Origin of the sequence: Thermoflexus hugenholtzii JAD2, from assembly GCF_900187885.1 — a bacterium.
Classification (GTDB): Bacteria; Chloroflexota; Anaerolineae; order Thermoflexales; family Thermoflexaceae; genus Thermoflexus; species Thermoflexus hugenholtzii.
Window position 1 is genome coordinate 1 of sequence record NZ_FYEK01000035.1, and the last position, 20,071, is coordinate 20,071.

14 protein-coding genes are annotated in these 20,071 nt (G+C 68.0%); 8 read left to right on the plus strand and 6 right to left on the minus strand.

The window, feature by feature from the left end; all coding sequences use genetic code 11:
- On the plus strand, nt 1–287 hold a 287-nt coding region (gene rplL, locus CFB18_RS09410), incomplete at its 5' end, for a 50S ribosomal protein L7/L12 (protein ID WP_143597571.1).
- Between the two features lie 74 nt (nt 288–361).
- On the opposite strand, the gene CFB18_RS09415 is transcribed toward rplL, so the two are convergent.
- A complete protein-coding gene (locus tag CFB18_RS09415) occupies nt 362–1,591 on the minus strand; it encodes a glycoside hydrolase 5 family protein (protein ID WP_088571560.1) in 1,230 nt (409 codons plus the stop codon).
- A gap of 48 nt (nt 1,592–1,639) precedes the next feature.
- Entirely contained in the window at nt 1,640–2,854 is a 1,215-nt protein-coding gene (locus CFB18_RS09420; RefSeq protein ID WP_088571561.1) for an alanyl-tRNA editing protein, read from the minus strand.
- Between the two features lie 89 nt (nt 2,855–2,943).
- Between CFB18_RS09420 and CFB18_RS09425 the strand changes: the two genes are divergently transcribed.
- From CFB18_RS09425 to CFB18_RS09455, 7 genes are read left to right on the plus strand one after another with little or no spacing between them, the layout of a single operon-like run.
- Nucleotides 2,944–3,327: a nitroreductase/quinone reductase family protein gene (locus CFB18_RS09425; protein ID WP_088571562.1), complete on the plus strand. Its 384-nt coding sequence runs from the start codon at nt 2,944–2,946 to the stop codon at nt 3,325–3,327.
- 22 nt (nt 3,328–3,349) lie between these two features.
- The gene (gene recG, locus CFB18_RS09430; protein WP_088571563.1) at nt 3,350–5,887 is read left to right on the plus strand and encodes an ATP-dependent DNA helicase RecG; all 2,538 of its coding nucleotides are present in this window, start codon (nt 3,350–3,352) and stop codon (nt 5,885–5,887) included.
- Nucleotides 5,888–5,910: 23 nt separating this feature from the next.
- Nucleotides 5,911–6,429 (plus strand): pantetheine-phosphate adenylyltransferase, encoded by a 519-nt coding sequence (gene coaD / locus CFB18_RS09435; protein WP_088571564.1) that lies wholly within the window; start codon nt 5,911–5,913, stop codon nt 6,427–6,429.
- A gap of 36 nt (nt 6,430–6,465) precedes the next feature.
- A complete protein-coding gene (locus CFB18_RS09440; protein WP_088571565.1) occupies nt 6,466–6,969 on the plus strand; it encodes an ATP synthase subunit B family protein in 504 nt (167 codons plus the stop codon).
- Nucleotides 6,935–7,561 carry an RdgB/HAM1 family non-canonical purine NTP pyrophosphatase gene (gene rdgB, locus CFB18_RS09445; protein ID WP_088571566.1) on the plus strand — a complete coding sequence of 209 codons (627 nt, stop codon included), beginning with the start codon at nt 6,935–6,937 and terminating at the stop codon, nt 7,559–7,561. Before CFB18_RS09440 ends, rdgB begins: the two co-directional genes overlap by 35 nt.
- Entirely contained in the window at nt 7,543–8,340 is a 798-nt protein-coding gene (locus CFB18_RS09450; protein WP_159461675.1) for a carotenoid biosynthesis protein, read from the plus strand. The genes rdgB and CFB18_RS09450 overlap by 19 nt, the downstream gene beginning before the upstream one ends.
- A 12-nt stretch (nt 8,341–8,352) precedes the next feature.
- Nucleotides 8,353–11,805, plus strand: coding sequence for an ATP-binding protein (locus CFB18_RS09455; RefSeq protein WP_088571568.1), 3,453 nt, complete (start codon nt 8,353–8,355; stop codon nt 11,803–11,805).
- Nucleotides 11,806–11,827: 22 nt separating this feature from the next.
- On the opposite strand, the gene CFB18_RS09460 is transcribed toward CFB18_RS09455, so the two are convergent.
- The 4 genes from CFB18_RS09460 to CFB18_RS09475 all read right to left on the minus strand — a co-directional run bounded on the left by CFB18_RS09460 (nt 11,828) and on the right by CFB18_RS09475 (nt 20,051).
- On the minus strand, nt 11,828–12,307 hold the full coding sequence (locus CFB18_RS09460) for a Uma2 family endonuclease (protein WP_159461676.1): 480 nt from the start codon (nt 12,305–12,307) through the stop codon (nt 11,828–11,830).
- A gap of 404 nt (nt 12,308–12,711) precedes the next feature.
- Complete coding sequence (locus CFB18_RS09465; RefSeq protein WP_159461677.1) at nt 12,712–16,734, minus strand: S8 family serine peptidase; 4,023 nt, start codon at nt 16,732–16,734, stop codon at nt 12,712–12,714.
- A gap of 816 nt (nt 16,735–17,550) precedes the next feature.
- Complete coding sequence (locus CFB18_RS09470; protein WP_088571571.1) at nt 17,551–18,246, minus strand: hypothetical protein; 696 nt, start codon at nt 18,244–18,246, stop codon at nt 17,551–17,553.
- Nucleotides 18,246–20,051, minus strand: coding sequence for a GAF domain-containing sensor histidine kinase (locus tag CFB18_RS09475; protein ID WP_088571572.1), 1,806 nt, complete (start codon nt 20,049–20,051; stop codon nt 18,246–18,248). Before CFB18_RS09475 ends, CFB18_RS09470 begins: the two co-directional genes overlap by 1 nt.
- Nucleotides 20,052–20,071 lie beyond the last annotated feature (20 nt).

The window sequence follows — 20,071 nt, forward strand, 5'->3', positions numbered from 1 at the left end:
CGCCCGTCGCGGTGGCCGCCGCCGTCCCTGCGGCCGCGCCGGGCGCCCCCGCAGCGGCCCCGGCCGTGGAGGAGAAGACCGAGTTCGACGTGATCCTCAAGGAGGTCGGGCCGAAGAAGATTGAGGTGATCAAGGTGGTGCGCCAGCTGACCAACCTGGGCCTCAAGGAGGCCAAGGATCTGGTCGAGGCGGCCCCCCGGCCGGTCCTGGAGGGCGTCAGCAAAGAGGTGGCCCAGGACGCCAAGGCCAAGCTGGAGGCGGTGGGCGCGGTAGTGGAGATCAAGTAAGTCTGCTGCCGAGACAGGCGTCCGGCGGGGGCGATCCCTCCCGCTGGCCCCCGCCGGACGCCGTCCCAGAGGGCCTACGATCCAGAACGGCCCCGGGCCTGCAGGAACAGGGCGTAAAGCGACCGCAACGCCTGCCCCGGCCGGTCCTCGTAGTCCGCGGGGACGGGCAAGGGGGAGGGAGGGGCGGCCAGCGGGCGTCGGCGCGCGGCGAAACGGGCGATGACGTCCGCTGCTGGCTTGCGGGATCCGTCGGGCCGCAGCAGCCCGAAATGGCGCTCGTGGATCAGGCGATCGCACGGCGGCCGTGTCCACAGATCCGGATGATAGTCCGTGTAACACCAGATGAAGGCCCCCAGGGCGCCTTCCTGAACCAGCGCCTCCAGCGCCCGTTCATAGAAATCCGCCGCCTCGTGCTCGGAGATCAGCGTCACCTCGAACGAGCGATCCTCCAGCTGGATTGGGATCCATTGGGTGGGCTGCCCGGGCGGCGCGGTGGGCAATCCGAACTCCTCCAGCAGCACCGGCTTCCCTCCCAGGTCGGCGGTGAGCCGAGCCAGGAAAGGGAGAACCTGCTCATCCAGCGGATGGCGAGCCCATGCCGCATAGACCGGGTAGCCATGCATGCAGAGGAAATCCAGCATAGGGGCGAGGGCCCGCACCCGGAACCCCAGGTCCTCTTCCAGCACGGGGCTGTGGAAGCCGATGGTGATGGGATGGGCGGGGTCGATGGCGCGCAGAGCCCGGGTGAGGGTGTCCAGCCACCGGGCGGCGGCCTCAGGGGTTCGGGGCTGCAGGACCAGGTCCGGTTCGTTCCCCAGATCCCATGCGAGCAGCGCCGGATGATCCCCCACCGCCTCAGCGGCAGCCTCCAGCATCCGGACCTGCGCCGCGAGGGCGAAAGGATCCTCGTAGAGGTCCCGGATGCGGCTTTTCACGACGCGCCCGCCGGCGATCAAGCGGAAACGGGGATCGCTTTCTCGTTCGCCGTCCAGCAGCCACGGCGGCAGCCAGTTCACGCCGCTCATGTGCCCGGTGAAGAGAGTGACGATCACCCGCAGCCCGTTCGCCGCGGCCAGGTCTAGCACCTGGCGGAGGCGTTCCAGCATGCGGGGATCGACCCTCTCGGGGGTGGGCATGAAGTCTTCCCAGAGCAGGAAGATGCGAACCCCTTCCAGGTTGAGGGCGGCGATCTCGGCCATGTCTGACCGGACCTCCTCCAGGTCGAATTCCTTCCACCAGAACATCGCCTTGGTGCGCGGCCAGTAGTTGACGCCAACCAGGAAGTGATCTCCCCATCCGCTCACCGCCGTCCCTCCTTAGGTGAGTAGAATGCCGGGTCGACGCTGGGAAGTTCAGCCCGCGCTCCGTGTCAACTCCCCACTTGCTTCCTCAAGGATCTTCCGGAGATCTGCCATAGAAATCGTGGGCGGCAACGGGGCCTGGGCGTAATCCGAACGACCCCCGCCTCCGGAGAAGCCGAGACGGCTCCGGATCCGCTCCAGGATCTGCTGGGCCGAGACGGGGATCCCCGGGCCGCACGCCACGGCGAGGAGACCGGCGCTCCCTCCGGCCGCCAGGATCACCAGGCGGGGCCCCGAGGCGCTGAGCCGCCGCGCCAGGCGGGGCAACAGCCCGGGAGGCAGCTGCGCCCATACGTGGATCACGAGCTCCCCAAACGGCACCGGACATGCCTTTCGTTCCAGTGTCGGAAGCACTTCCTCTATGTAGAGCTCCTGCAGGAGGGACAAGCTGCGCCGGGCTTCCTTCAGTTCGCGCTGCAATGCCTGCACGGCCTCCATCAGATCCGCCTCCCCTGCGCTCAGCAGGCGGGCGACCTGGAGGAGCCGCCGGTATTTCCCCTGATAATCCCGCAGGGCCCGCCAGCCACAGAGGAAGCTCACCCGCACTCCCCCGCCGCGACGCTCCCACTTCAGGATCTTGATCGGCCCCACTTCCCCCGTGCGCCGGACGTGGGTGCCTCCGCACGGACTGCGATCGAAATCCGCCACCTCCACGATGCGGATCGGCCCCTCCACAGAAGGGCTCCGGCGCAACCCCAAGGCCTCCACTTCCCCTCCATTCACCCACCAGGTCCGCACCTCCCGGTTCTCCAGGACCACCCGGTTGGCCAGCTCCTCCGCCGCCTCGGCGACCGCCTCCGGGAGATCCGTCGTCTCCAGGTCGATGGTGACCACCTCATGGCCGATGTGAAAGGAAACGGTCTGCGCACCCGCGACCCGAAGGAAGGCCTGCGAGAGGATGTGTTGCCCGGTGTGCTGCTGCATGTGATCGAAGCGGCGCTCCCCATCGACGATCCCTTCCACCTCCTGCATCCCCAGCGGGCGCTCGAGGAGATGCAGGATCACCCCATCCTCCTCTCGTTCCATCACCTCCCGCACCGGGATCCCGTTCAGGGTCCCGCGATCGGACGGCTGCCCGCCTCCGGCCGGGTAGAACGCGGTGCGATCCAGGATCACGGCCGGCTGGCCCTGATAGGTGGTTTCCTCCACCACCCGGGCGGTGAATCGCCAGAGATAAGGATCCTCCCAGTAGAGCCGAAGCGTCATCCAGTCCTCCCCGATTCGTTCGCGGCTGCGCGGGATCGTTGCTCTGGATTATACTTAGATCCCGGTGGATCCCTGTGAGGCTGAACCGGATGGTCCGACATCCGCTGGAGGCGGCGGAGGCGCTGGAGCCCATCACCCGGGGCCGGCGGAGCGGCCGGCCGCATCGGGTGGAGCTGTGCTTCGTTTATCGGGAGGACGCGATCTACCTGATGGCGCACACCAGGGCCCACGGCCGGGGCACCGACTGGTATCAAAACCTGTTGGTGAACCCGCAGGGGATCGTGGAGGGCGCCGGGCGGCAGTGGACAGGGATCGCAGAGCCGTTGCCGCTGGAGGAGCTGCCTCGGATCACCGAGTGGTTTCGATCCAAATACGGGGATCAGGCGGTTCGCATCTGGTATGAAGGAACGCCGCGCCGGCCGGTCCGTATCCGGCTCCTCGAGGAGGGCCGGCCCGGCGAGGGCGCATCCTGAAGCCTTCGAGGAAAGAACCTCCATGGCTTCGCCGTTCCAGCAGCTCCAGAAGATCCTCAAGCACGAAGCCCAGGACGGCTATCGAAACCGCATTGTGATCGGCGGGATGGGCCGCTTCGCCGATCACTGGTATCGACAGGCCCGGGCCGCGCTCCAGGGGGGGGATCCGGAGCTCCTCCTCGCCCTGGAGGCGATCTATGCGGACCTGCGGCGCTATGAGGCCGCCGACCCGGAGGAGCGCCGACGCTTGGTCGAAGGACTGGAAGCCCGCATCCAGGAGGCCCTTCAGCGGGAGCGCCATCTCCGGAGCAGCCGCAGCGCCGCTCCGGCCCCACCCGAGCCGGTGGGTCGCCCGCAACCATCGCCGCCGTCGCCTCACCCTGCAGCTCCGCCGGAACCTCCTGCCCTCCGCAAGCCGGAAGCGGAGCCTCCCGAAAAGCCCCGGGCCCGACCGGCCCCACCGGTTTCCCCACGCCGGGCCGCCCAGGTCGAGTCCCTGGGCCTGGAGGCTCCGGTCCATGTCATCCACGGCCTGGGGCGGGAGCGAGCCCAGCGCCTGGGGCGCTTGGGGGTCCAGACGATCCGGGACCTCCTTTACCTGCTCCCCCGCCGGTATGTGGATTTCCGGGCCCTCAAGCCTATCCACCGCCTGCGGGTCGGGGAGGAGGTGACGGTCATTGGGGAAGTGATGGACATCGGGAGCAGGCAGACCGGGAACGGCCTCACGGTGATCAAGGCGCTGATCACGGACGGCTCTGGGGTCGTCGAGTGCACGTGGTTCAACCAGCCCTATTTGCTGGATCGCATCAAGCCGGGCGCGTTCATCGTGGTGAGCGGGCGCGTCGATGAGTTCCTGGGACGACCGGTGTTCCGCTCCCCGGAATGGGAGCCGGCGGATCGCGAGCTGCTGCACACCGCTCGCATCGTCCCCATCTACCCGCTGACGGAGGGCCTCACCCAGCGCTTCATGCGTTCGCTGATGAAGCGGGTGGTGGATTACTGGGCGGAGCGGGTGGAGGATCCCCTCCCGGCGTGGATCCGGGAAGCCTATGGGTTCCCGGATCTCCCCGCTGCCCTGAGGCAGGTTCACTTCCCCGACGATTGGGAGCCCCTGGAGAAGGCCCGGCGGCGGCTGGCCTTCGATGAGGTCTTCTACCTGCAGATCGGCCTGCTGGAGGCCCGACGACGGTGGCGCAGCGCGCCGGGCCGGGCGCTGGCCTTCGACGAAGCCCTTCTGGAGCGGGCCATCGAGGCCCTTCCCTTCACCCTCACGAACGCCCAGCGACGGGCCCTCTCCCAGATCCTGGAGGACCTGCGATCCGGGGTGCCGATGAACCGCCTGCTCCAGGGGGAGGTGGGCTCCGGCAAGACGGTGGTGGCGGCCCTGGCGGCCTACGCGGTCTTCTTGGCGGGGGTCCAGAGCGCGATCATGGCGCCGACGGAGATCCTGGCGGAGCAGCATCACCGCAACCTGCTCGCCCTGGCCGAGCGCTGGGCAGCTGCCGGCCTGCCCACCCCCACTATCCGGTTGCTGACCGCCGGGGTCACCGGGGTGGAGCGGGCGCAGATCTACGCCGAGCTGGCCGAGGGGAGCTGCCAGCTGGTGGTGGGCACCCACGCCTTGATCCAGGAGGAGGTCGCGTTCCGGGATCTGGCCTTCGTGGTCATCGACGAGCAGCAGCGTTTCGGGGTGCTGCAGCGGGCAGCCCTGCGGGGCAAGGGCTATAACCCCCACGTCCTGGTCATGACCGCCACACCCATCCCCCGCACCCTGGCCCTCACTCTGTATGGGGATCTGGACCTCTCGGTGCTGGACGAGATGCCCCCTGGCCGGCGGCCGGTGCTCACCCGCTGGCTGATGCCCGAGGAGCGGGAGCGGGCCTACGCCTTCATCCGCCGGCAGGTGGCGCAGGGCCATCAGGCTTATATCATTTGTCCGCTGGTGGAAGGCTCCGATAAAATCGAGGCCAGGGCAGCCGTCGAGGAGTATGAACGGCTGCAGCGCGAGGTCTTCCCCGACCTGCGGCTGGGGCTGATCCACGGACGCATGAAATCCGAAGAGAAAGAAGCGGTGATGAACGCCTTCGCCCGCGGGGAGATCCAGGTCCTGGTGGCCACCCCGGTGGTCGAGGTCGGCGTGGACGTGCCTAACGCCACGGTGATCCTGATCGAAGGGGCGGACCGCTTCGGGTTGGCCCAGCTGCATCAGTTCCGCGGGCGGGTCGGCCGCAGCACCTATCCTTCTTACTGTCTCCTGCTGGCGGAGTCCCCCTCGGAAGCGGCCATCGAACGCCTTCGGGCCATCGAGACCATCTACGACGGCTTCCAGCTGGCCCAGAAGGATCTGGAGATGCGTGGGCCAGGGGATTTCCTGGGCACCCGCCAGAGCGGGTTCCCCGAGTTGCGTTTGGCGGACCTCACCGACCTGCGCCTGCTGGAGCTCGCCCGGGAGGCCGCAGAGCGCCTGGCGGAGCGGGATCCAGAGCTGCAGGCCCCGGAGCACCGCCGTCTGGCGGAGGCGGTGACCCGTTTCTGGCAGGGCCCGGTGGAGCCGAGCTGAGATCTGATCGCGAGGAGCGCCGAATGACCCGAGCCCTGTATCCGGCGTCCTTTGATCCGATCCACTACGGACATATCGATATCGCCACCCGGGCGGCGGCGATCTTCGACGAGCTGGTGGTGGGGGTTTACGATCGGCCCAGCAAGAGCCTCCTCTTCTCGCTGGAGGAGCGGCTGGCGCTGGCCCGGGAGGCTCTTCAGCATCTCCCTAACGTCACGGTGATGGCTTACAGCGGGCTGACGGTGGATTTCGCCCGACGCATCGGCGCCCGGGTGATCGTGCGGGGGCTGCGCGTGATTTCGGATTTCGAGCTGGAGCTGCAGATGGCCCTGACCAACAAGCAGCTGGCCCCGGAGATTGAAGTGGTCTGCCTGATGACCAGCCGCGACTATGCCTTCATCAGCTCCAGCATCGTCCGCGAGGTCGCCCTTCTCGGCGGCGACGTCTCCGCCATGGTCCCGCCGCACGTGGCCCGGGCCCTGGCTGCCAAAGCCGCCGAGCGGGCTGGCGAGGCGGTGCCCATCGTCTCGATCCGCGAATAGGCGCCGTCGAGGCGCCCGAAACGAAGGAGGGCTGGGATGGACATCCTCCATCTGATCGATCAGCTGGAGCAGCTGGTCCTGCGCAGCCGCCTCCTTCCCTTCCTCAGGTGGGTGGTGGTGGAGGAACGTCAGCTGCTGGATCTGATCGATCAGATGCGGGTGGCCGTCCCACAGGAGCTGAAGCAGGCCCGCCGGATCGCCCAGGAGCGGGAGCGGATCATCGCCCAGGCTAAGGAGGAGGCAGAGCGCATCGTCGCCCTGGCCCAGGAGCAGGCCAGCGAGCTCATCGCCCAGCATCAGGTGGTCCAGGCTGCGGAGCAGCGGGCCGCCCTGATCATCGAGCGGGCCCAGCGGGAGGCCGAGCGCCTGAAAGCGGACGCGGACGATTACGCCCTTACCCGTCTCCTGGAGCTGGAGGAAACCCTCTCTCGCCTCCTGCAGGTGGTCCGCAACGGGATCGAGAAGCTGCAGAACGAGCGCGCGGATGAGCCCTCTCGTTCCCCCGATGCCACAGCGCGTCCTCCTGATCGCCACGCATAACCCCGGGAAGCGCCGGGAGCTGATGGCGCTCCTCGGCGATCTCCCCCTCCGGCTGACGGATCCTGTGGAGCTGGGGATCGAGGAGGTCGCCGAGGAACCCCACGACAGCCTGGAGGAGAACGCCCGCTGGAAGGCGGCCCACTATGCGGCCCGCAGCGGGCTGTGGACCTTGGCCGACGATTCGGGGCTGGAGATCGACGCCCTGGGGGGCGCGCCGGGCGCCCGCTCCGCTCGATTCGCCGGGCCCGCGGCCACGGATGCGGACCGCATCCGCGAGGTCCTGACGAGGTTGGCGGATGTCCCGTGGCCCCGGCGGACCGCGCGGTTCCGTTGTGTGATCGCCCTGGCCCGGCCGGGGGAGGCGCCGGTGCTGGTGGAGGGCCGTGTCGAGGGCTACATCGCCTTCGAGCCCCGGGGGTCCTCCGGCTTCGGCTACGACCCGATTTTTTACATCCCGGAGCTCGGGAAGACCATGGCTGAGCTCCCCATGGAGGTCAAAAACCGGATCAGCCATCGGGCCCGCGCTGCCCGGAAGGCGCGGGAGATCCTTGAGCGATGGCTACGGGAGGAGGCATGCGAAGGCTCCTGCTGATCGCTTTCGGCGCGGTGACCTTTTACCATCTGATCGCCCTGGCATGGGGATGGCCGAATCCCTTCTGGCTGATGCCGCTGAACACCTTGCTGCAGTGGGGGTTCGCCCTCGCCCATGCGCTCCCCACCCTGGGCCGGCACCGGGCGCTGCTCCTCCTGGGCCTGACCTTCGGGATCAGCCTGACGCTGGAGGCCGTGGGGGTGGCGACCGGCTGGATCTACGGCCCTTACGCCTACACCGAGCGCCTGGGCCCGCGCCTCCTGAGCGTCCCCGTGTTGATCCCCCTCGCCTGGTTCATGATGGCCTACCCGGCGTTCCTGCTGGCCTGCATCGCCCTGGATGAGCCTCCGGCATCCCCCCGGGGATGGGGTGTTGCGGTGCTGGCGGCCATGTGGATGACGGGATGGGACCTGGCGATGGATCCGGCGATGGCCCGGCGGGGCTTCTGGGTATGGCAGGAGGCCGGCCCTTACTTTGGGGTCCCCGTCCGGAATTTCATCGGCTGGATGGTCACGATGCTGCTGATCTACGGTCTCTACCTCGGGATCTCCCGTCGGTGGCCGTCCCCCGCCTCCGTTCCGGCCCCTATGGGAGAGGCGGTCGTGGCGTATGCCATCGCCGGTGCCGCCTTTGTCTTCTATCCCCTCCTGAACCCCCGGGCGGATCCGCTGATGCAGGCCCTGGGGATCGTGGCGTTCTTCACCATGGGCCCCCCGGTCTGGATCGCCTTCCTCCGTCTCCGAGCGCTTCGAGCCGGGAGGCGTGTCCTGGGTGCGTGAGCGAGGTGGGAGATGTTGCGTGTGCGGATGTTCGGCCGTTTCGAAGTGTGGCGGGGGGAAACGCCGATCCCAGAGGCCGACTGGTTCACCCGGCGGGCAAAGCAGCTGTTCCAGATCCTGCTCCTGGCCCGAGGGAGGCCGGTGCCGGCTGATCAGCTCCTGGACTGGCTCTGGCCACGGGCGGATCCCCAACGGGCGGCCATCACCCTGCGCAGCACGGTCCACGCCCTGCGCCGGGCCCTGGAGCCGGATCGGCCGCCTCGGGCCTCGCGGTATATCCGCGCCCAGCCGCCGGGCTATGCCGTGGTCCCGGAGGCTCCGCTGTGGGTGGACGTCTGGGCCTTTGACGACTTGCTGGAGGCAGCCGGGCGGTCCGTCTCCCCGGAGGAGCGCCGGGAGCGGCTGATGGAGGCGCTGGCATTGTATCGGGACGACCTCCTGATCGAGGAGCCTTACGCGGAGTGGACCCTTGCCGAACGGGAACGGCTGCGGGAGCGCTATCTGGAGGCCGCGCTGGAGCTGGCGGAGCTGCTGGCGGAGGCCGGCGTGCCGGAGAAAGCCATCTCCCTCTGCCGGCGGGTGATCACCCTGGACGAGTTCCGGGAGCCAGCTTACCGGGCGCTGATGCGCTACCAGATCGCCATCGGAGACCACGCGGGGGCCCTCAGCACCTACGAGCGGTGTCGGCAGGCTCTGCGAGAGGCCTTTGGGGTGGAACCCTCGCCGGCCACCCAGGCCCTTTACGAGGCGTTGCGGCGGGGAGAGCTGGCCCTGCCGCGCCCCATCGCCTCCGTCCAGCCTCTCCGGGACCTTCCGGAGGGGGAGGGAGGGCCCGAGGAGATATTCGTCGGGCGGGAGGCCGAGCTGGAACGGATGCGGGGGATTTTCGCCGGGTGGTCGTATGGATCCGGCGGCGTCGGGATCCTGAGCGGGGAGCCGGGGGCCGGGAAGACCCGGCTGGCGGCCGAGGCGATCCGCCGTTTCGCCCCTGAGGCGGATGTTCTCTACGTTCGGGGGATCTTCATCGAACGCACCCTCCCGTTCGCCGCCCTGGCGGAGAGCCTGCGGCGCTTCCTGAGCCAGTTGCCCCCCGATCGGCGCGCCTATCTGCCTGCCCCAGCCCTGGCCCAGGTGGCCCGCCTGGTCCCCTCTCTCCATCTCCTGTTCCCCAACCTCCCGGCTGTTCCAGAGACCACCCCAGAGGAGAACCGCCATCGCTTGATCGACGGTTTCGCCAATCTCCTCATCGCCCTGGCGGATCAGCGCCCCCTGGTGGTGTTCGTGGACGATCTGCACTGGGCGGATGAGGCCACTCTGACAGTGATCGGACGGCTGGCCCGCCGCGCGGCTCGCCATCCCCTGGTGCTGCTGCTGGCCTATACCCCGGGGGAAGCCCCTGAAGGGCAGGAGGCTGCTTATCTGCTGGAAGGGCTGCGCCGGGAGGGGATCGGTTCCTGGATCCGGGTCGGGCGCCTTCCCCTGGAGGCCATCGTCCACTGGCTGGCTTCTCTGTCCGGGGAACCTCTGGAGGACCTCCGCGAGCTGGCGCGCCGGCTCTACAGTCTGACGGAGGGGAATGCCCTGTTCACCGCGGAGCTGCTGCGAGCCGTCCGCGCGGCGGAGGGAGGCTTCCGCCGGGAGCTCCTGGAGCGCTACCTGGAGGGGCCGGCGGCGGTCTCCTCCCTGCGTTCCCTGGTTTTGGAGCGGGTGGCTCGCCTGCCGGAGGGCGCCCGGGAGATCCTGGAGATCGCGGCGGTGATCGGCCGCGCCTTTCCCCTCCAGTGGCTGGAGCTGGTCGGCCCGCCGGACCCCACGCCCCATCTGCGGATCCTCCTGGAGCGCCATTTCCTGCGGGAGGAGGCGGAGGAGCGTCTCTCCTTCGTGCACGAGGTGGTGCGCCGGGTGATCTACGAGGCCATCCCGCCGGTGGTGCGGCGGCGGCAGCATCGCCGGCTGGCCGAGGCCCTGGCCGCCCTCTACGGCCCGCATCCGGGCCCCTACAGCGCGGAGATCGCCTATCACTTCCAACGGGCTGGCCGCTCCGCCCTGCCGGCGATGGTCCGATATGCGGTGGAGGCCGGCGATCACGCCCGCCGGACCTATGGGTTCCGCCAGGCGGTCCGCCATTACGATGAGGCGCTCCACGCTGCCCGGGGCGCGGGGGGCGAGGGGATGGCGGAGTGGATCCGGCGGGCCTATCTGGGGCGCGGGATGGCCCTGGAGGCCCTGGGAGACTGGGAAGGGATTGTGGAGACGTACACGCGGTTCCGGGAGTGGGCGGAGGCCCAGGGGGATCGCCTGCACGCGCTGAACGCCGCCCGCCGGCTGATGACCACGCTGACGATGCTGGGCCGTCTGGAGGAAGCCGGCGGGCTTGCTGGGGAGATCCGCGGGCAGTTCGCGGATGTGCTGAGCCCGGCGGAAGCCGACCTGCTGGACCGGGTGGAGCTGGTCTTCGGGGAGGAGCCGGCGGGGTCTCCGCTTCGGGAGCCGCTCTTCCAGCCGGCTCCGCCGCTCTGGGGACGGCCGTGGAAGGAGCTGGCGGAGGCCCTGGCCCCGGAACAGGCGCCGCTGTTGCTGAACCTCTATGGCTGGATCCTCACCCTGCAGGGGATGCCGGAGGCGGCGGAGGCGTGTCTGGGCCAGGCGCTGACCATCGCGGAGGCCACCGCCCAGTGGCCCCATGTCGTAATGGGCTGCAACCTGATGGCTTATCTGCAGGACCTGCGGGGGGACTTCCCCGGGATTCAAGCCTGGCTGAGCAGGGGCCTGCAGCTGGCCCGCCGGGTGCCGGAGATGGACTGGAGCACCATCTGGGCGCGGATCTTTCAGGGCTATCTGGCCCTGCGAGCCCGCCGGCTGGAGGAGGCCCAGGCGCAGTTCCAGAGCGTGCTCACGTTGCTCAAGGGCCGCTCCGCGTTGCGGGCCCATCGGCTGAGCGCCCAAATCGGGCTGGGGATGGCTGTCCTCGCCCAGGGAGATCTGGAGCGAGCGACGGCCTTGCTCGATGAGGCCCTGGCCCAGGGGCGGGCCGTGGATGCCGTGGCCCGCAGTGTGGGGCTGGTGGGGGAAGCCCGGCTGGCGCGCCTGCGGGGCCGCCCCGATGAGGCCCGGACCATGCTGGGTCAGGCGCTGCGCTACACCGGGCGTCGCGGGCTGGTGGCGGAGTTCGTGCACGCGGCGGTAGAGATGGGGCGCTGGGCCCGGGCGGTGGGCCGACCCGAGGAAGCCCGGCCGGTGCTGGAGGAGGCCATCCGCTGGGCGGACGCGGCCGGGTTCCGTCCCGCCGCCCTCACGGCCCGCATCGCCCTGGGGAAAGTGCTGCGGGCGATGGGGGAGGCCCCGTCCCTGGAGGAGATCCGGGAGGAAGCGCAACGCCTCTGGCTGGCCCTGGCCGCGCAGCTTCCCGCGGGCGAGCCCGCGGAGCGCTATTTGATCCCGCGCCGGGCTGTGGAAAGCATGTGAGCATCCGCGCGCCGGGCGCGGATCAGAGCCATCCCCGCTCCCGGAGACGTTCGATCAGGCGGCGCGCATAGGCTTCACCGCCGATCTCCAACAGGATCATATCCACGGACGGCAACGGGTCCTGCCAGAGCCAGTCCACCCGCAACCAGAATCCGGGGATGACTCGGGAGCGATAGATCCCCTGGGGGTCCGGGGGCGCGTGCTGAAAGCGGCCCCGCTCGTCCCGTTGATAGAACTCGGCCCACTGGCTTTGGGGGTCGAGGAGCCAGTATTCGGGGATGCCGGCTTCCTGGTATTCGTAGAATTTTTCGCCGCGGTCGCGGGGATCGCTTCCGGGGAAGACGATTTCGACCACCAGGTCAGCGGGGCCTTCTAAGTGGGTGGGGTGGAGACGGTAGAGGTGCTCCGGGGCGACGAAGAGGAGGTCGGGTTCGCGGCCGGAGCGGGGGAGCTTCATCTGGAAGAGGGCGGGCAGCACCACCCCCAGGCGGTGGCGCTCCACGTAGGTGCGCAGAAGTGCAGAGGAAACCGGCGATATCCTGGTGGCTTCGGGAGGCGGGGCTGTAGGGGCGGATTTCGCCCTGGACCCACTCGGCCAGGGCCAGGAACTCCTCATAAGGAATGGGACGGGAAGAGGTTTCCAGCAATAGCTCCAGCAGGCGACGGCGGAGCTCCTCCGTCAGCACCCCGGGCGCTCGAAGCAGCGCCAACACCTGCTCCTCATGGGACTCCATCCCCCAGACCCTCCATCCAGCCTTCTCTAGCGCGGCTTCTCTCTTCCCCCAAGCCACGGATTAGGGGAGGACGGAGGGCCGGTTCATAAGGAGGCCCCTATGGATCCTTCAAAAAACAGGCGGCGCACCCCAAAGGGTGCGCCGCCCGGTGATCGAGGAGGAGAGCGACGGGTTACGGCCCGGCGTTCTTCATCACCAGCGGTAAGTAGAGGGTGGCCGCCGTGGGCACGAAGTGGATGGTGACCGGGACCTGAAGGGCCGTGGGGGCCGGAGCCGGGCCGATGAACAGCAGGCCGTAGTAGGTAGCCGGCGGAGTGACCGCCTTGGAGAACGAAACCTGGAAGCTCACCGGGGTCCCTGCCACCACCGGGCCCGACGGCACCCCGCCGACCATCAGGTCCGTCCCCTGGATGGCGTGGATCGTAATGTCAAACGGCTGGCTTCCGCCGGGCACGTTCCAGCCGTGGACCGTGATCCAGTAGCGGCCATCCGGCGGCAGGGTGATGCGGACCCGCTCAAAGGCCGTGGGTGTGGTGGACGATGCAAGCAGGGCATCCTGGGTCCCGCATTCGAAGACGCCGTCGCCGTCGTCCTGGTAGACGTAGAGGTCGATGTCGAGCCCAGGCGCCGCGCTGGCCGTGGTCGCCTCCAGCAGCCCGCCGCTGCTGATGGTCTGGGAAATCACCCAGCTGGCGGTGCATGGATCATTGGGATCATCTTGGTAGGCGATCTGGTTCAGGAGGACCGTCGGCTGGCTCAGGCCGAAGGCCAGGACCTGGATGCCCTCCGGGATCGTGCGGGTGGTGGAGAAGACCTGTGTCCAACTCCCGAAGGTGACCGGCGTGGTGATCACCACCGGGAACGGAAGGGCCTGGACCGCATAGGCGGCCCCCACGAGGGGCTCGCCGAACTGCGTCCCGGCGTAGAGGACATTGTGCAGCGCCAGGAAGCCCAGGCCATCCCGGATCTCGCCGGCCACGATCTCCCGCGGTCCACCGGTGGCGGTGTTGAAGACGAACCGGCCGCTGCCGATGTAGGTATCGTTGCTTCCGCCCACTAGCTCCACGCTCTGGGGGCCGAAGAAAGTGGGATCCAGGGTGGAGTAGAAGTCAGCGGCGCGGCCGAAGATCCAGGTGTCCACATCGGTGGGCACCGTGACCCAGCGGGTGTCCACAACCATCGCCTTGCCCGGGGCGGCGGTGCCGTCCGGAATGTCGAAGTAGTAGAGCTTCCAGTCCCCGGACTCGTAGCGCCAGCCCCAGTCAAAGCCGCCGAAGAGATGGCCGTTGTCGTAGGGCTGGTTGCCGATGGGCTCGGTCAGGGAGGCAGCTCCGAAGTCGAAAGTGGGCCCGCTGGCCGCCACATGCGCCACCACCGGGATCACGTGCTTATGGGGGCCGTGGTGCACCTCGATGGCGCCTTCGTAGACGCCCGGCCGCGCCGTGGCGGGCACTGCAAGAGTGGCGTTAAAGGTGGCGCTCCCACTCGCCGGCAGGCTCACGCTGGAAGCCGAGAGGCTCAGCCAGCCCCAGTCGGCTTTCTTGTAGAAAGTAATGCGCACTTGCATCGTAACCGCATCAGAGCCGGTGCGCCGCTGGACGCCGAAGAAAACGCCGTCGTGGCGGCGGGACAGGCTGTCGCGGCCCAGGCTGGCCTCTAGGTAAGTGCCGCTGGGATAACCGTATGTGAAGCGGTTATATTCGTATATTCCGCTGACGACATCAATCTCCCCCGCATCCACCTGGCCGTTGCCGTTGGTGTCCGTCCACAGGTTCCCGTCCCCGTTTAGATCGGTCCAGTCGTAGAAGAGGACCCGCCAGCGGTCATCGAATGCGTAGTTGCCATCGGTATCGAACACGCTATAAGGGAAGATCACCTGGGCCCGCACCAGATCTGGATCGTAGGCTTCAATAAGAGGGGTGATGTCCGTGATCCAGGTGGGGCGGGTGAAGGGCGGCGGGCTGAAGGACGGGAAGGAGAGGGTGAAGGTGATCTCGGCGACCTTCTGGAGCGTTACGTCCTGCAGGCTGACCGAGAACGGCACGCCCGTGGGGTTGTGAACGGTAAAGGTCTTGGTGACGGTCTGGCCCGGGAGCACGATCGCCGGGAAGGCGGCGTATTCGACGCCCCGGTAGCTGCCAGCGACCCACTGGGCCGGCTCTACCCAGTAGCCGTAGTTCATCCCCGCCGCAATATCCGTGGCCCGGTTGGCGTCCACATTGCCCGAGCCCTGGGTCAGCACATCATAGCTTAGATCGTGGGCGCCGTTGAGGAAGATCGCCTTCGCCTCCTGCCACGTCGGCCAGCGGCCGTGTTTGGCGCGGAAAGCGTGATAGACCAGGGCCAGGTTCCCCGCGGCGATGGGCGTGGCCATGGAGGTCCCGCCGAAGATATCGTAGGCGGCCTGGCCAGTCCAAGGAAGGCCATATACATAGAACATCGGGTTAAGATTCAATGGATTCGCACCGGTGCCCCAGGCGCCCACCGCCACCACATCCGGCGAGACATCCCCCAGGGTGGTGGGGCCGCGGTTGGACCAGGGCTGCACGTCGCCGTAGGTGAACTGGTCAGGGGTGACGAGCTCGAAATAAACCAGCGAGCCGTAGGAGGTGCTGGCGCCTACGTCAATGATGGAGCTGCCGTCGGGCTCCGTCACCGTGCCGTAGCCGTGGCCGCCGTTCCCGGTAGCCACCAAGAAGGCCGCGTTGGGGGCGAAGTAATTGTTCAGCCAGTGGGCGAAGCGAGAGGTGGCGTCCCAGCCGTCGTTGAGGGTGCCGCTGGCGCCCCAGGAGTTGCTGATGATCTGAGCTTCGTCCCCGCTGTTGGGGACGCCGTCAAAGCCCAGGGCGGCCAGGACCCAGGAGTCAAAGGGGAGGTTGAAGCCGTTCTGGAAGGCGGCCACCTTGGCCTGCGGGGCCATCCCGGCCAGCACCGGCCCGCCGGCGCCGCCGATGTTCGCCGCGCCGGCGAAAAGCGGATTGATGGGCCCAACCCATTCGGGGTCGGTGATCACTCCCTGGGCGGCGATGTCGCCGGCGCAGTTCGTCCCGTGTCCGTCCTCATCCCCGATGAAGGAGATGAGGCGCCCGGCCGCGGGGACAGCCACGCCGGGGTAGAGGGCCGAGACGCCTGGCGGTGGGTTCACTCCGTCCGCGATCCAGCTCAGCATCCCCGCGGAGAGATCCCAGATGCCATCCGCCCCAGGGTTGCCGGCCGCGTCATAGAGGTCCGCCCCCGCCAGCTCGCTGCCCTTGCGCATCGGCTTCTCATCGGCGAGATTCTGGTCGAAATCCACATCTACATACACAGTGTCGTAAACGCCGGGTGCGGCCTCGTCGGCCACGATGACGACCGCAGGGGCCACAACCGTTGCCGCGTAACCCAGGCTGAGATACAAGCCTGCGATCAGATGATTGATGTCTGGATGCACCGTGTAGTAATACTGGCCGCTGCGGGAGCAGTCGGGCCAGACGAAGGAAAGTGTGGAGGCGGAAGCATTAGTGAAGTCCAACGTCAGGGCTGCGGTGCATGTGACGCCGTTGCATGCGGCTCCCGTGACCGGCAGGGTGTGGGCGAACCAGGTCAGGGTGACCAGGTCCCAGTAATTATCCGGCCCGATGGTCATGGTGGGGTCCAGGGCATAAAAGGCCCCGGATAGCGTGTTGTAGGCGAAGGGCCAGCCGGCATAGGGGCCGCTGGGGATGCGAGCCTGCGTCCCCTGAAGATCCGGATGTCCGAAGTCCACCCCCGTGTCCACAACGGCGACCGTCACCCCGGCGCCGGTGTAGCCCTTGGCCCATGCCGCGGAGGCGCCGTGGATGTCCTTCACTTGCACGGTAGCAGGCTGGATCCCGGATTCAGGGGCGGCGGACGGAAGGGCTCCCTGGGATCGAATACGATCGGGCCTCTCTGGCTGCGGCCGTGGAGTGCTTCGGGAGCGGAGCTCCTGGAGCTTGCGGAGGAGAGCTTCCTTTCCGCCCTGTTGTAGCAACGACCGGATCTCCTTCGAGGTCAGCCGCTCCCGCTGCGGCTTCGCCCCGTCATCCCAAGGGGCCTCCACCGGCTGATAGGAGTCCGGGGAGATCACCGAGATCACGCCGGGGATGCCCGCGAGCTTGCGGAGATTCGTATCCAGGACCTCGCCGATGGCCCAGCGGATGCCGTTGAGAGGTTTGCTGTAAATCACTCGCCGCATCAGGCCATTGAGGTCTGTATCCCGGGCCATTAGGACGCTGACCAGCACCGAGCGCTGAGTCGGTCGCAGCGCCGAAGCCCGAAGCTCCGGAGCCAGCTTGCGTAACGCGGGGTCTGAGGCGGTCTCAACGCGGGGACCAGGGGAAGGAGGCTGAGGAGTGGAGGCACGTGCAGAGATCGGTTCGGATGCTGAATACAGAAGCTTGGACACCGACCGGAAGGCTCGTCGGGCCTGCAATTAAACCCACCACAGACAGGAGGAGCACCGCACGCCAGAGAGTTCTCAGGATCATAGGCGCCTCCGGATGCGGTTTCATGGGGCCAGACCTCACTGCATTTCAAAGTATATACAAAAGGCAGGCCTATGTCAAGTCTGCCAAGCCAGAGGATGTGTCCCAAAATCGCAAGACAACTCCCCTAAATAATCGGAAAGGGACAAGAGGCAACCCTCGTCGTCTCGATCCTGCAAGGTCGCGGCGGAAGCTGCTCCTACAACAAGCATGTGGATGCCGAAATGAATTTCGGCTTACAACCGGAAGGGCTCCGGCCCCGAGCCTCCCGTCTTCGAGGCGGCCGGAGATCGTGGGGGAAGCCGCGCCTCCCGCATCGGTCTTTCTCCCCTCCCGTTGCGCCATCGGTTCACACAGGGCCACCGCAGGCCGTTGACCGGCATCCAAATCTCCGATCGGGGGAAGAAGCCCGTCCTACCCAGCAGCCATGCCCGACAAATCTGGGACACACCCACCCTATCGTTCAGATGTGAGAGAGATGGATGGGAATTGGCTTTCTCGCTCCCGCCTGAGCCTCGCTCCCGTGGTCAATCTTCAGAGAAGGGCATTTCATCGGCTTCGCGCTTGGGAGAAGGAGAGGCTTCGCTATGCTCCAGAAGCCCGAGGACCAGCAGATGGGCCAAGGCGCTGAGCCAGAGGTTGCCGGTGAGGCTGAAGAGGACGGTAGCGGCCAGGACACCGCCCCAGACGCAAGGCCCGGGCGGATCCCCTCCCCGCACCCTTAGGCCTCGAGCCGCCCCCCACCAGATCCCAAAGGCCATCCAGGCAACCGGAAGGGGATCCGAGACCCCTGCCGCCCATAGAACCCCCCGCCACAGTCCCAGCATGGCCTCCCGCCCCAGCCCCATGGGGAGAGCCTCGAAAGCTCGAAGCGCCGACCTCCGGGAGGAAGCCGGCCGGTGCAACCCGGCCAGGCGAAGGACGAGGACCGTGATCCCACTATACAGCGCGGTCAGGCCCAGGCCGCGCGCCCAGTCAGCGACGGACCAGCCCAGGAAGGCACCGGGGGCCAGGGGCACGGGGCCGATCAGCCCGACCTCCCGCAGGCTGAGCCAGCCCTGCTGCAGGACAATGAGCAAGGGCAACAGCCCATAGAGAAAGGGCGCGATCCCCTCCAGAAGCAGCCGCCCCCAACCCGGTGCCCGGCGGACGACGAGGGGGGAGACACGCTCCAGAACCAAGGCCAGAACCGCCGCCAGCCCCGACAGGATCCCGGCCGACATCATGGCGTATCCGGGGGCGAGGGCTCCGAGCTGAGGGCTGCCCGGGCGAGGGGCACCTCCAGCCGCACCCGGGTGCCTTGGCCCGGGGCGGACTCCACCTCCAGCACGCCGTTCAGCAGCTCCGCCCGCTCGAGCATGTTGAGCATCCCCATGCTGCCCCGACGGGCGTAGTCCGCCCGCAGCGCCTGAGGGTCGAAACCCTGGCCGTCATCCTCTACTCCCACCTGTAGCCGGTCCCCTTCCACCCGCACCCGTACCCAGACGTTCCGCGGCTCGGCGTGCTTGCGGGCGTTGTTGATGGCTTCCTCGATGATCGAAAAGACCAACCCCTTTGCGTTGGGATCCAGGAGCCGATCCACCTCCGGATCCACCTCCAGGTGGATGGCGAAGGGCTCCGTCTCCTGGAGCTTCTCCGCGAGATGGGTGAGGGCGGCCATCAGCCCCTGGGATTCCAGGATCAGCGGGCGCAGGCGGAAGAGGAAGTGGCGCAGCTCCTGCACTGCCTGGCGGGCCATCTGCTCGGCTTTCTCCAGCTCCGCCGGCAGCTGAGCCGGATCATGCTGGAGAAACCGCTGCAGGAAGTTCAACCGCATGGCCAGGGCCGCCACGCTCTGGGTCGGGCCGTCGTGGAGCTCCCGAGCGAGCCGCCGCCGGGCCTCCTCCTCCACCTCCACCAGGCGCTCCTTCTCCCGCTGAAGGGTGTGATACAGCAGGGCGTTCTGCAACGCGATCGAGGCATGGGTGGCGATGATCCGCAATAGATCCTGTCGTTCCCCTGTGAACGCCTGGGGATCCGGGCTCCCGATCACGAGCGCCCCATAGCGCTCCGGCCCGATCCCCAGGGGAAGGATCAGCGCGGCCCGGGCGATGCGCATGACCACCAGACGACCGAGCTCAGGGTCCTGGGCGGGTTGAGAGAGAAGAACCGGCTCCCCCCGCTCCAGGGCCTCCCGAAGCCCCCCCTCTAGGCCGAGAAGCTGCATGCGCTCATCCCGAGGGGGCAAGCGACGGGCGGCGGCGATACGCATCCCCTCCGGCTCCAGCAGGGCGATGAACATCGGCGGGACCGGATGCCCGGTGCCCCGGAACAGGCTCTCGCTGGCCTCGAGGGCGGCGTGGAGGATTTCCTCGGCCCGCCGCATCTGCCCCAGGGCCGCGGCCAGCTCGAAGATGCCCTGGAGCTGCTGGCGGATCTGAGCCAGCTGCCGGCGCTGGCTCACCTCCCGCGCCCGGAGCTCCCGCAGGATCTCCCGCTTCAGGCGGTCGCCGACGATCCCGGTGAGCAATGCCCCTAACCCCAGCACGCTGCCTGCGATCAGGAGGGTGGACAGGCTCAGCCCTTCCCCGCCCCGAAGGCCCTCCCAGAGGGCCAGGCCCCCGAACAGGCCGAGGGTCACCAGCTCTCCCGCCCACCAGCCCATCCGCAACGCGGCGGTCACAATGGGCAGGAACGCGAAGAACAACAACGGGCTCCGCAGTCCGCCTGTGAGGGCGATGAAGGAGAGCGTCACCAGCGTATCCCCCGCCAGGGTGATGGAAGGCAAGGGCAGCGGGGAGCGCACGAAAAGCAGGGCCAGCAGCACCAAGAAATTATAGATCCCGGTGAGGGCGAGCAGCGCCACGAAGGCCATCTCCGAGGCCCGCCACGAGCTCTGGTTCAGGACGGCGCCCAGGGCCATGGCAACGATGAGGAGCCAGCGCAGGTTCCCCAGGATCCAATCCAGATCCTTCGAGGAAGGCCTCCGGTCCTCCATCCCGGTCGCCGCGATCTCCACGGACTCCGCCGGCGTCACGCGCATGCGCATCCGGATCCACCCGCAGGCTC

Coding starts and splice junctions, on each gene's coding strand:
- CFB18_RS09475 (WP_088571572.1), bottom strand. CDS start 20,051: ATGCGCATGCGCGTGACGCCGGCGGAGTCCGTGGAGATCGCGGCGACC.
- CFB18_RS09420 (WP_088571561.1), bottom strand. CDS start 2,854: ATGACGCTTCGGCTCTACTGGGAGGATCCTTATCTCTGGCGATTCACC.
- CFB18_RS09455 (WP_088571568.1), top strand. CDS start 8,353: ATGTTGCGTGTGCGGATGTTCGGCCGTTTCGAAGTGTGGCGGGGGGAA.
- CFB18_RS09450 (WP_159461675.1), top strand. CDS start 7,543: ATGCGAAGGCTCCTGCTGATCGCTTTCGGCGCGGTGACCTTTTACCAT.
- CFB18_RS09465 (WP_159461677.1), bottom strand. CDS start 16,734: ATGCGGCGAGTGATTTACAGCAAACCTCTCAACGGCATCCGCTGGGCC.
- recG (WP_088571563.1), top strand. CDS start 3,350: ATGGCTTCGCCGTTCCAGCAGCTCCAGAAGATCCTCAAGCACGAAGCC.
- CFB18_RS09470 (WP_088571571.1), bottom strand. CDS start 18,246: ATGTCGGCCGGGATCCTGTCGGGGCTGGCGGCGGTTCTGGCCTTGGTT.
- CFB18_RS09440 (WP_088571565.1), top strand. CDS start 6,466: ATGGACATCCTCCATCTGATCGATCAGCTGGAGCAGCTGGTCCTGCGC.
- coaD (WP_088571564.1), top strand. CDS start 5,911: ATGACCCGAGCCCTGTATCCGGCGTCCTTTGATCCGATCCACTACGGA.
- CFB18_RS09425 (WP_088571562.1), top strand. CDS start 2,944: ATGGTCCGACATCCGCTGGAGGCGGCGGAGGCGCTGGAGCCCATCACC.
- rdgB (WP_088571566.1), top strand. CDS start 6,935: ATGCCACAGCGCGTCCTCCTGATCGCCACGCATAACCCCGGGAAGCGC.